The sequence below is a fragment of the Bradyrhizobium sp. UFLA05-109 genome, assembly GCF_054185165.1.
The window spans coordinates 126871-138242 of sequence record NZ_JBBIAR010000004.1 but is presented as its reverse complement, the minus strand read 5'-3'; the positions used below and the strand labels follow the sequence as shown (position 1 = coordinate 138242).

Here is an 11372-nt window from a genome sequence, read left to right as displayed (position 1 = left end):
CCAAACAAAAACGCGGCGGGTTGGCCCGCCGCGTTGAATCGATCTTCGACGATCAGCCGAGGAGCGAAGCCTACTCCTCTTCCTCCTGCTTCTTGCCGCCGAGCGTCTTCAGCTTGGCGAACACGGCGTCGACGTTGAGGTCGTCGCTGCTCTTCTCCGCCGGTTCGTATTCGTCCTTCTTCGTGGTCTCGGAGGCCGGCAGCAGCGTGGCGCCGCCATAGGCTGCATCGACCGGCTTTTCCTTGGCTGCACGCGCCACCTCGAAATCGAGCTCGATCTGCGAGCAGAGGCCGAGGGTGACGGGGTCGATCGGCGTCAGCCCGGCGGTGTTCCAGTGGGTGCGGTCACGCACGCTCGCGATCGTGCTCTTGGTCGTGCCGACCAGGCGCATGATCTGGGCGTCCTTCAGCTCGGCGTGGTTACGCAGCAGCCAGAGGATCGCGCTCGGGCGCTCGTGGCGGCGCGAGACCGGGGTGTAGCGCGGCCCCTTGCGCTTGGGCTGGGGCGGCAGCACCACCTTGCTCTCCTGGAGACGGAGCCGGTAGTCGGGATTCCTCTCGCCCTTCTCGATCTCCTCGCGGGTCAACTGGCCATTGGAGAGAGGATCCATGCCCTTGATGCCCTGCGCGGCGTCGCCGTCGGCGATCGCGCGCACCTCCAGGGGGTGCATCTTGGTGAAATCGGCGACCTGATCGAAGGTCAGCGCCGTGTTGTCGAGCAGCCAGACGGCGGTCGCCTTGGGCATCAGAGGTGCGTTGCTCATGGGCAAATCTCCTTTGTGCTTCGCCCACCTCTTTGGAGGCGAAACCGGGGGTCATCAGCGATGACGGGAATTAACCCCTATATAAGCCGTGAGGGGCCATTCACGCAATGGTTCTGCTATAGATAGTGCCTTGACAGCGCCCGAAAGGGGGCCCAAGTCCCTAACAGTCCGTGCCAAGCCCTATTTCATCAATCGACCGGTCCCGGCCCAATGGCCGAGGGTGATTCGGTCCCGAGATCGCTTCATGTCAGCCAAACCAGACCTCAAGATCGTGCTTTGTTCTCCCCGCGGCTTCTGCGCGGGAGTGGTGCGGGCCATCGACACGGTGGAGCGGGCGCTCACCATGTACGGTGCCCCGGTCTATGTTCGCCATGAGATTGTGCACAACAAATATGTCGTGGATGGATTGAAGAAGAAGGGCGCGATCTTCGTCGAGGAACTGGCTGAAATTCCGGAAAATACCACGGCTCCCGTGGTGTTTTCGGCCCATGGCGTGCCGAAGTCCGTTCCGGCCGATGCGCAATCCCGCAACCTGTTCTCGCTGGATGCGACCTGCCCGCTGGTGACCAAGGTGCACCGCGAGGCAGCGATCCATTTCAAGCGTGGCCGCGAGATCTTCCTGATCGGGCATTCCCATCATCCCGAGGTGGTCGGCACTCTTGGCCAGCTTCCGGTCGGAGCCGTGACCCTGATCGAAACCGCCGAGGACGCCAAGACCATCGCCCCGAAGAATCCGGACAACCTCGCCTTCGTGACCCAGACCACGCTGTCGATCGACGACACCGCGGAGATCGTGGCGCTCCTGAAGGAGCGCTTCCCGAACATCAACGGGCCGCACAAGGAAGACATCTGCTACGCCACCACCAACCGCCAGCTTGCGGTGAAGAAGGTGGCACCTGTGGTCGATGCGTTGATCGTGGTCGGCGCGCCGAACTCGTCGAACTCGCAGCGCCTGCGCGAGGTCGCCGAGCGCGAGGGCTGCAAGATCGCGGTGCTGGCGCAGCGTGCCGCCGACATCGACTGGGATCGTTTCGGCGACATCAAGAGCCTCGGCATCACCGCGGGCGCCTCGGCGCCGGAAGTGATCGTCGAGGAGATCATGGACGCCTTTGCCACGCGCTACTCGCTGCATGTGGAGACGGTGTCGGCCGCGGAAGAGAACGAGTTCTTCCCGCTGCCGCGCTCGCTGCGCCCCGAAGCCGCTGCCGAGTAGTTCTAGATGGCGGTCTACACCGACGTCGCCGCCGACGAGCTTGCGGAATACTTAAGCCAATACGATCTCGGCGAACTCCTGTCCTACAAGGGTATCGCCGAGGGCGTCGAGAACTCCAACTTCCTGCTGCACACCAGCAAGGGCTCGTTCATCCTTACGCTCTACGAGAAGCGCGTGGCGAAGAACGACCTGCCGTTCTTCCTCGCGCTGATGACGCACCTCGCCGAGCACGGCATCAACTGTCCCTTGCCGGTGAAGGCGAAGGACGGCGAGGCGCTGCACGAGCTTGCGGGACGGCCTGCGGCGATCATCACCTTTCTCGAGGGCATCTGGCCGCGCAAGCCGAACGCTGCGCATTGCGCCGGCGTCGGCGAGGCGCTGGCGAAGATGCATCTGGCCGGCGCCAATTTCGCGATTCGGCGCACCAACGCGCTCTCGGTGTCCGGCTGGCGGCCGCTGTTCGATCAGGGCGCGGCCCGTGCCGATGAGGTGCAGCCGGGTCTGCGCGCGTTCCTCGAAGGCGAACTCGACCATCTCTCGAGCGGTGTCTGGCCGAACAACCTGCCCGAGGGCGTGATCCACGCCGACCTGTTCAACGACAACGTCTTCTTCCTCGGCGACAAGCTATCCGGGATCATCGACTTCACCTTCGCCTGCAACGACATGTTCGCCTATGACGTCGCGATCTGTCTCAATGCCTGGTGCTTCGAGCCGGATCATTCCTTCAACGTCACCAAGGCGCGCGCCTTCCTCAATGCCTATGGGCGCGTCCGCAAGCTGACCGAGGCGGAGGAAGCTGCGCTGCCGCTGCTGGCGCGGGGTGCGGCGATCCGCTTTCTGCTGACGCGGCTGGTCGACTGGCTCAACGTGCCGCCGGGTGCGCTGGTGCGCCCAAAGGACCCGCTGGAATACGTCCGCAAGCTGCGCTTCCACCAGAGCGTTTCGAGCGTGCGCGACTATGGCCTCTTGCCGTCAGGACTGGTCGCGTGAGCGAGCTGCCCAATGTTACCATCTTCACGGATGGCGCGTGCTCGGGAAATCCCGGGCCCGGCGGCTGGGGCGCGATCCTCAGGTTCGGCGACAAGGAGAAGGAGCTGAACGGCGGCGAGCGCCACACCACCAACAACCAGATGGAGCTGATGGCGGCGATCTCGGCGTTGGAAGCGCTGAAGAAGCCCTGCACTGTCGATCTCTACACCGATAGCCAATATGTGCGGCAGGGCATCACCGGCTGGATCCATGGCTGGAAGCGCAACGGCTGGCGCACCGCCGACAAGAAACCGGTGAAAAACGTCGAACTCTGGCAGCGCCTCGATGCCGCGCTGAAAGCGCACGAGGTGCGCTGGCACTGGGTCAAGGGCCACGCCGGCCACCCCGAGAACGAGCGCGCCGATCAACTCGCACGCGACGGGATTGCGATGGCAAGGATGCAGACGCGGGTGAGGGAGTAGTTTTTCGACGTCGTCACAGACGTCGACGCACTCGCCGCCGTCATCGCCCGGCTTGACCGGGCGATCCAGTACGCCGCGGCGGTCGATGTGAATCTCGAAGCCTCTGGAATACTGGATCGCCCGCTTTCGCGGGCGATGACAGTTGTGGATGTGGCGCGATCCGCCTCGCCTTACAGCTGCCCGAGCAGCGTATCGCCGCCGGAAACCTCGACCTTGCCGGGCATCGCCTCGAGGTTCAGCTTCTTCACCACACCGTCCTCGAGCAGCATCGAGTAGCGCTTGGAGCGGATGCCGAGACCGTTGGCGGAGGCGTCGAGCTCCATGCCGATCGCCTTGGTGAAGTCGGCATTGCCGTCGGCGAGGAAGGTCGCCTCGTCGCGCTGGTCGGTGTCGCGCTTCCAGGCGTTCATGACGAAGGCGTCGTTGACCGAGACGATCGCGATGGTGTCGACGCCCTTGTCCTTGATGGCATAGGCGTTGAGGAAGATGCTCGGCAGATGCATCTTGTGGCATGTGCCGGTGTAGGCGCCCGGTACCGCGAACAGCGCCACTTTCTTGCCCTTGAAGATGTCGTCGGTCGATTTGACCTGCGGACCCTCCGCCGTCATCACGCGGAATTTAGCCTCTGGCAGCTTGTCGCCAATCTGGATCGCCATCGTCAGTCTCCCTGAAAATCGGTTCCGCTTTGTAGACCGTGCGGTCGGCCTGCACAATATTTCCAATGCACCAAGCGGAGAAGGTTGCTGGCTTTCACCGTGATGTCATCAGCCGGAAAAGCCACCGTCATCCAGGAACGCCTGCTCGTCTGGCGTGGAGCTGCGGCGGAGGATGCGATTGCGGTGAGGGAAGCGGCCGAAGCGGCGGATGATGTGTGCGTGCTCCTCGGCGTATTTCAGGCTTTCGCTGTCGTCGATCTTCCGGAATAATGCGACGCAGTGCAGTTGGTCGGGCAAATGCTCCGAATGCACGAACGGCAGGTAGAAGAATTCGCGCAAGGCTGGATCGACCCGCCCGTCGGCGCCGCGGGCGAGCGCGCGGCGGGCCACCTCGCGGGCCACCGCATCGCTCGCATAGGTCATGGCGTCGCCGCGGAACATGTTGCGGGGAAACTGGTCGAGCACGATGACGAGCGCCAGCGCGCCGTCATCGCTGGCTTCCCACGACGACAAGTCCCCATTCGCCCCGCGCCGCCACAGCTTCAGAAAGCGGTTGCGAATTTCCGCATCGAAAACATCGTCGCGCTTGTACCAGCGCTCGCTGCCGGCCTCGCGCCAGAAGGCGAGAACGCCGGCTGGCGCGATGTCGTTGACGTCGGTCATCGCGGAAAGATCGTGGCTATGCTGCCTCGGCCTTCTTCTCGTCGCGGAGCTGCCGGCGCAAAATCTTGCCGACATTGGTCTTCGGCAATTCGGTCCGGAACTCGATGTGCTTGGGCACCTTGTAGCCCGTGAGCTGCTCGTGACAGAACCTGATCACGTCCTCGGCTGTCAGGGCCGGGTCCTTCTTCACCACGAAGGCTTTCACCGCCTCGCCCGACTTCGCATCGGGAATGCCGATCACGGCGCATTCGAGCACGCCCGGATGGCTCGCGATCACTTCCTCGATCTCGTTCGGATAGACGTTGAAGCCCGAGACCAGGATCATGTCCTTCTTGCGATCGACGATCTTGATGTAGCCCTTCTCGTCCATCACGCCGATGTCGCCGGTGCGGAAATAGCCGTCCGCGGTCATGACCTTGGCGGTCTCCTCGGGCCTGTTCCAGTAGCCCGACATCACCTGCGGGCCCTTGGCGCAGATTTCCCCGGGCTGTCCCAGCGCCACCTCGTTGCCGTCGTCGTCACGAATCGAGATCCAGGTCGAGGGCACGGGAATGCCGATCGATCCGGAGAACTCGTTCGTGGTCGCCGGATTGCACGTGAGGGTCGGCGCGGTCTCCGACAGGCCGTAGCCTTCAGCGATGAAGCAGCCGGTCACCGCCTTCCACTGCTCGGCGACCGGGCGCTGCACGGCCATGCCGCCGCCGTTGGAGATCTTCAGCTTGGAGAAGTCGAGCTTCCTGAAGTCGGGATGGTGCATCAGGCCGTTGTAGAGCGTATTGACCGCCGGGAAGCTGTTGACCTGGTACTTCGCCAGCTCCTTGATGAAGCCGGGGATGTCGCGCGGGTTGGGGATCAACAGATTGCAGCCGCCGGCGCGCACCGCGAGCAGGTAGCAGGCCGTCAGCGCGAAGATGTGATAGAGCGGGAGCGCGCAGACGATCATGAGCTGGTCGACCTGCGGAGGTGCGGCCATCGCCGGTTGGAGCCAGGCGTCGTTCTGCAGCACGTTGGCGACGATGTTGCGATGAAGCAGCGTCGCGCCTTTGGAGACGCCGGTCGTGCCGCCGGTATATTGCAGGAAGGCGACGTCGCCGGGCGACAGTTTTGGCTTGTTGAAGGTCGCGCTGCGGCCCGCCGCCAGTGCGTCGTTGAAGGCGATCGCGCCCGGCAGCGAATAGGCCGGCACCATCTTCTTCACGCGGCGAACGACGAGGTTGACGATGACGCCCTTGAAGCCGAGCAGGTCGCCCATGCTCGCCATGACGACGTGCTTGACGGACGTCTTGGCGATCACCTGCTCGACGGTGTGCGCAAAATTCTCCAGCACGATGATGGCTTCGGCGCCGGAGTCCTTGAGCTGGTGCTCGAGCTCGCGCGGCGTATAGAGCGGGTTGACGTTGACGACCGCGAAGCCCGCGCGCAGCACGGCCGCGGTTGCGACCGGATATTGCAGCACGTTTGGCATCATGATCGCGACGCGCGCGCCGCGTTGCAGGCCGCGGCTCTGCAAATAGGAGGCAAGCGCCAGCGACATCTGGTCGAGGTCGCGGTAGCTGATCGCCTTGTCCATGCAGATGAAGGCCTTGCGATCGGCGAACTTCGCAAAGCTCTCCTCCAGGAGGTCGACCAGCGATGCGTATTGCGTCGGCTCGATATCGGCTGGCACGCCGGGCGGATATTGTTTGAGCCAGATGCGCTCCATAGGTACTCCCCTCCTGAACCAGAGCCCGATGTGTCTCAGGCTTGCCTCGTTGCACGCAGTATCGAGCCTGCCGCAACCGGTGGCAAGCGGTTGAGGCTTAGGACAACGGCCCGGAAGTGGCTACTGGAATCGTCGCAAACGACGCTGTCGCAGTTGCGAAGCGCGGGTGCAGCCGTCGGCCAGCACGCCGTTAACTGTTATTTGGCGCAGGCTTGGCCGCGGGCTTTGTGGTCGCCTTCGGCTTGGCAGGCTTGGCTGCGGAATCGCCGCTCGCCGCCGGTTTTTCCGCGCCCTTCGCAGCCGCGTCGGGCTTGGCATTGGCGTGCTTGATCGGCTTGGCTGCGGGTTTGGTGTCGCCCTTCGCGTCCGGCTTGGCATCGAGCTTGGCGCTCGACTTGGCGTCCTTGCCCGCATCTTTCGGCTTGTCGGACGCCTCGGGCTTCTTCGCCGCAACGCGCGACTTCTTGCCTCGCGCCTTTGGAGTCGCCTGCTGGTCGGCATCGGCCGCGACCGCCGCAATCAGGGCGGCACCGGTCCGGGTTGGGCCGGTATAGACCGGCACCGGCTCGGCGGGCGCTGCGGCGGAGGCGAGCAGGTCGGACGCCTTCATCATGGGCGGTTGCAGGCCGGCGGTGAAGAACGTCACCTGGGCTTCGCCGCCGGTCTGGGACGTCGATCCGCCCGTGCCGCCATTGGTTGCGATCAGCGCATCGTCCTCGTCGCTCGCCGGGCGCTTGCGGTGGCCGCCGCACATCTCGTCGCGCAGGTTCGGTGGCGAGGCATCGACCGGCGCGAGGCTGTCGACCGTGCCGAGTGCGGGACGCAGCCACGACAGCGTGTCCTGCGAGAAGCCGCGCTCAAGAAGCTGCGCCGCCTTGATCGCACGCGCGGTGCCCGAATTGGCGCCGAGCACCACCGCGATCAGCCGCCGTCCGTTGCGGGACGCCGATGCCACGAGGTTGTAGCCGGAGGCGCAGATGAAGCCGGTCTTGAAACCGTCGGCGCCGGGATAGCGGCCGATCAGCTTGTTGAAGTTCGGCGTGATACGCTTGCCGAAGCGGATCGCCGGGATGTGCACGAAATACTCGTATTCCGGCAGGTCACGCAGGAACGAGCGCGCCAGGATTCCGAGATCGCGCGCCGAGGTGATCTGGCCGTCGGCGGGCAGGCCGTTCGGATTGACGTAGCTCGTCTGCGTCATGCCGAGCTTTTGCGCGGTCTGGTTCATCATCGCGGAGAAGCCGTCGATCGAACCGCCAACGCCCTCGGCGAGCACCACGGCCATGTCGTTGGCCGACTTGACCATCATCATCTTCAGCGCGTTGTCGACGGTGACCTGCGTCCCGGGACGAAAGCCCATCTTCGAGGGCGATTGCGAAGCCGCCATCGGTGAGACCGTCAGCAGCGTGTCGAGCGTGAGCTTGCCGTCCTTCACCGCCTTCAACGTCACATAGGCGGTCATGATCTTGGTGACCGAAGCCGGATACCAGGGGATGGTCGCGTTGTCGGCTTGTAAAACCTTACCGCTCTCGGCCTCGATCAGAAGCAGCGCCTCGGCGCGCGCATCACGCGGCGCAAGCAACATCAGCGCGATGGCCACGACGGCCAGGTTCAACGGGGCAAGGCGAAGCAGCGGGCGAATGAAGTGCACTATCCGATTCCGGTCCTTGGAGAACCGCCCGATAATGCGATTCTCATGATCTGAAGTTCGGTTTTGAAGCGTATGTCAGCGCCGCCGCTTGCGGCGGGTGCAAACCTATACCGGCTCGTTCACCGAGAACAGGGGCCAGGCCGGGTATTCAGCGATGAAATAGGCCGAATTTCGGCGGTATTACTGGGACTTCACAGCCGAGGCCGCGGCCTCCGCCGCCGTCACGCTCGCCCGCACATTCTCGTGCACCATGAACTGGGCCTTGGCGAGCGCGGCGAAATGGCCGCCTTTGGCCACGAGTTCATCGAAAGTTCCACTTTCGATCACGCAGCCATTTTCGAACACCAGGATCTTCGTGGCGTTGCGGATGGTGGACAGGCGATGGGCGATCACGAAGGTGGTGCGGCCCCGCATCACTTCATCGAGAGCTGCGTTGACCTTCATCTCGGTGACGGCATCGAGTGCGCTGGTGGCCTCGTCCAGGATCAGGATGGGCGGGTCCTTCAGCAGTGCGCGCGCGATCGACAGCCGCTGCCGCTCGCCGCCGGACAGCATGCGCCCGCGCTCGCCCGCATTGGTCTCGAAGCCACCGCTGCGCTCGATGAATTCGAGCGCCTGCGCCCGCTCGGCCGCAAGCCGCATGTCCGCATCGGTTGCGTCCGGCTTGCCAACGCGCAAATTCTCCGCGATCGAGCGGTTGAACAACAGCGCCTCCTGGAACACCACGCCGATGTTCCGCCGCAGCGATGTCAGCGTGATGCCGCGCACGTCCATGCCGTCGATCTTGATGAAGCCTGACTGAGGGTCGAACGCACGATGCAGAAGCGCGATCGCGGTCGACTTGCCGGCGCCGGTCGGGCCGACCAGCGCGATCGTCTGTCCGGGCAGCGCGGTGAAGGAGAGGTCCTCGACCGCCGGCCGCTTGCCGTCATAGGAGAAGGTGACGTCGTGGAACTCGACGAGGCCCGACAAGCGCCCGACGTCGATCGCATCGGGCCGGTCGTGCACGGCGGGCACGGCATCGAGCACGTTGAAGAATTCGCGTAAGCGCGGCGCCTCCATGAAGACGTTGTTGACGAAGCTCACGACCTGCTCGAGCTTCTGGATCAAAAGCGTTGCAAAGCTCACGAACATCACGATCTCGCCGACCGTCGTCAGTCCCTGGTCGTGCAGCGCGATGCCGAGCGTGAAGATCGCGAGCACCGTGATGGTGGTAGAGGCGCGCGTGATGACCGTGACCAGCGCCCACCAGGACAGCACCGGCATTTGCGCGGCGAGCAACTGATCGGCAACGAAGCGTAGTCCCTGCACCTCGGCTTCGACGCGGACGAAGCTCTGCACCAGCGCCACGTTGCCGAGCGCGTCGGAGGCGCGCGCCGACAGATCGCTGTAGTGCTCCTCGACCGTCATCTGCATGCCGTAGGTCTTGCGCACGACGAAGGTCGTCAGCGCCGTGAACACGATGCAGAGCGCGAACAGCAGGATGGCGAGCCGCCAGTTCAGATAGAGCGACAGCGGCAGCAGCACGAATACCGACAGGATCGCGGCAAAATGCTCGCGGAAGAAGCCGAGCCACAGCCGCCACAGCGCGTCCGTGCCGTTGAGCATCACTTTCATCAGCCGCCCGGAATGGGTGCCGGAGTGGAAGGTCAGCGGCAGCTGCAAAATGTGCTCGAAATAGCTCGTCAGCACGGCCTGGCGCTGGCGATGGGCGAGCCGGTCGGCATGCAGCGCCACCAGCGCGCTACAGCCGATCGTGAACAGACCGAATGCGACCCAGGCGAACAGGAACGGCCATGCGGAGTTCGAACCTGCGACGGTCTTGCCGGAGAGCACGTCGACGATCTTGCCGAACAGCACGGGCTCGGCGAACTGCGCCGCCGCCAGCAGCAGATTGGCGATCGCCAGCAGCCAGCCCAGCCGCGCCTCCTTGCCGAGCAGCTCGAGAACGCGGGTGTAGAGACGAAGGATCGACATGAAAGGCAGGCACTCGCACGGGCAGGATCGAACGAGGTCGCATTCTAATCAGGGATGGGCCGCAAGATACAGCCGAAGCCGCCAGTTTTTACTCAATTGATCAGTCGACCTGCCACCGGCGGCAGGAACTGTTCGTCGAAAACATCGCTTGGGGCGGGGCGCTTGCGGAACTTGAAATCCTGCGCGATCTGGTCGATCGCGCGATCGAAGCGGGCGGGATCGACGCCGCCGAGGCCGTTGCGGCGGACCTCGTCGGTCAGGATGTTGTCGGCAAGCACGGTGGATAGCCGCGCGCGCTCGAGGTCGCGCATGCCGTCGTCCATCCGGCTGACGACCTCGTCGACCGCGCTCTCCGGCTCCTTGACCGTTGCATTGAGCCCACCGATCAGCGCGCGCACGAAGCCTTTCACGGCGTCCGGCTTCGATGCGGCAAAGGACGGGTTCACGACCACCGCGAAGCCATAAGCCTCGCAGCCATAATCGGCATAGCGCAGCACCGCGAGATCGTCGGCCGGCACGCCGCGGTCGCGCAAATTCACGGCCGACAGATAGCTGAAGCCGGCGACGGCATCGACCTGTCCGGCGGACAGGATCGGTTCGCGCACTGCGGCACTCATCTTGTAGAATTTCACGTGCGCCGTGTTGACCCCGTTCCGATGTGCGAGCGCCGGCCACAGCCGGATCGACAGATCGCTGTCGGACACGCCAACCGTCCTGCCCTCGAGATCGGACAGCGTATGGATGCCGCGGCTCCTGCGCGCGACGAACGCATAGGGCGCCCGGTTGAACAGCACGAACACGGCCTTGATCGGCGGGGCATCCGCCCTGTCGCGAAAGCGGATCAATTCGTTGATGTCGACGAGGGCGAGATCGCTGTCGCCTCTGGCGATGCGTGCAAGTGCCTCCGGCGAGCCTGCGGCGCTGCTGAACGACACGGTGAGGTGCTCGGCGCCGAACAACCCGTCCTTCGCCGCCATGAAGAACGGCGCCATGCTCGATTCAATCGGGCGATCGAAGGTGAACCGGATCGCGACATGCCACGCCGCGTCGTCGGCGGCGATCGCCGCGCGCGAACATGCCAGCACCGTGAGCCCGATCCAGAGCGCCAACAGATAGCGGGAGAGGAGTGTCGGGCATGCGCGCATGAATTCACGCCGGACTGTCGTTGTTGCTTTTTGTGACGCTTGCAAAGCGCCGGCGGTCCTCATCATGGCCGATCAAACCTGAACGGTTGATGAGCGGAATGCGTCACGATTTCGCAATCTCCGCGCGAATTTGTCGCTGTTCAGCTGCCGT

Annotated in this window: 10 protein-coding genes; 3 read left to right on the top strand and 7 right to left on the bottom strand. The window is 64.1% G+C overall.

The features are described 5' to 3' along the window. Positions 1-70 precede the first annotated feature (70 nt). On the bottom strand, positions 71-763 hold the full coding sequence (locus Q3C01_RS04115; RefSeq protein ID WP_458144044.1) for a DUF1013 domain-containing protein: 693 nt from the start codon (positions 761-763) through the stop codon (positions 71-73). A 244-nt stretch (positions 764-1007) separates the two neighbouring features. Here Q3C01_RS04115 and ispH point away from each other — a divergent pair, with 244 nt between their 5' ends. The 3 genes from ispH to rnhA are packed head-to-tail and all read left to right on the top strand — an operon-like array spanning position 1008 to position 3427. Beyond that, the gene (ispH, locus tag Q3C01_RS04110; protein ID WP_458144043.1) at positions 1008-1976 is read left to right on the top strand and encodes a 4-hydroxy-3-methylbut-2-enyl diphosphate reductase; all 969 of its coding nucleotides are present in this window, start codon (positions 1008-1010) and stop codon (positions 1974-1976) included. 6 nt (positions 1977-1982) lie between these two features. Next, positions 1983-2966, top strand: a complete 984-nt coding sequence (locus Q3C01_RS04105) for a homoserine kinase (protein WP_458144042.1) — start codon at positions 1983-1985, stop codon at positions 2964-2966. Next, complete coding sequence (gene rnhA, locus Q3C01_RS04100; protein WP_458144041.1) at positions 2963-3427, top strand: ribonuclease HI; 465 nt, start codon at positions 2963-2965, stop codon at positions 3425-3427. The genes Q3C01_RS04105 and rnhA overlap by 4 nt, the downstream gene beginning before the upstream one ends. Before the next feature lie 170 nt (positions 3428-3597). On the opposite strand, the gene Q3C01_RS04095 is transcribed toward rnhA, so the two are convergent. From Q3C01_RS04095 to Q3C01_RS04070, 6 genes are all read right to left on the bottom strand, one after another. Continuing rightward, positions 3598-4083, bottom strand: a complete 486-nt coding sequence (locus Q3C01_RS04095) for a peroxiredoxin (protein WP_458144040.1) — start codon at positions 4081-4083, stop codon at positions 3598-3600. 108 nt (positions 4084-4191) lie between these two features. Then, entirely contained in the window at positions 4192-4746 is a 555-nt protein-coding gene (locus Q3C01_RS04090) for a DUF924 family protein (RefSeq protein ID WP_458144039.1), read from the bottom strand. Between the two features lie 16 nt (positions 4747-4762). Then, on the bottom strand, positions 4763-6448 hold the full coding sequence (locus tag Q3C01_RS04085; protein ID WP_458144038.1) for a long-chain fatty acid--CoA ligase: 1686 nt from the start codon (positions 6446-6448) through the stop codon (positions 4763-4765). 190 nt (positions 6449-6638) lie between these two features. Then, positions 6639-8099, bottom strand: a complete 1461-nt coding sequence (locus Q3C01_RS04080; RefSeq protein WP_458144037.1) for a D-alanyl-D-alanine carboxypeptidase family protein — start codon at positions 8097-8099, stop codon at positions 6639-6641. 180 nt (positions 8100-8279) lie between these two features. Further along, the gene (locus Q3C01_RS04075) at positions 8280-10076 is read right to left on the bottom strand and encodes a glucan ABC transporter ATP-binding protein/ permease (protein ID WP_458144036.1); all 1797 of its coding nucleotides are present in this window, start codon (positions 10074-10076) and stop codon (positions 8280-8282) included. A gap of 92 nt (positions 10077-10168) precedes the next feature. Further along, on the bottom strand, positions 10169-11221 hold the full coding sequence (locus Q3C01_RS04070) for an ABC transporter substrate-binding protein (protein WP_458144035.1): 1053 nt from the start codon (positions 11219-11221) through the stop codon (positions 10169-10171). Positions 11222-11372 lie beyond the last annotated feature (151 nt).

Coding starts and splice junctions, on each gene's coding strand:
- Q3C01_RS04085 (WP_458144038.1), bottom strand. CDS start 6,448: ATGGAGCGCATCTGGCTCAAACAATATCCGCCCGGCGTGCCAGCCGAT.
- ispH (WP_458144043.1), top strand. CDS start 1,008: ATGTCAGCCAAACCAGACCTCAAGATCGTGCTTTGTTCTCCCCGCGGC.
- Q3C01_RS04070 (WP_458144035.1), bottom strand. CDS start 11,221: ATGCGCGCATGCCCGACACTCCTCTCCCGCTATCTGTTGGCGCTCTGG.
- Q3C01_RS04115 (WP_458144044.1), bottom strand. CDS start 763: ATGAGCAACGCACCTCTGATGCCCAAGGCGACCGCCGTCTGGCTGCTC.
- Q3C01_RS04075 (WP_458144036.1), bottom strand. CDS start 10,076: ATGTCGATCCTTCGTCTCTACACCCGCGTTCTCGAGCTGCTCGGCAAG.
- Q3C01_RS04090 (WP_458144039.1), bottom strand. CDS start 4,746: ATGACCGACGTCAACGACATCGCGCCAGCCGGCGTTCTCGCCTTCTGG.
- Q3C01_RS04095 (WP_458144040.1), bottom strand. CDS start 4,083: ATGGCGATCCAGATTGGCGACAAGCTGCCAGAGGCTAAATTCCGCGTG.
- Q3C01_RS04105 (WP_458144042.1), top strand. CDS start 1,983: ATGGCGGTCTACACCGACGTCGCCGCCGACGAGCTTGCGGAATACTTA.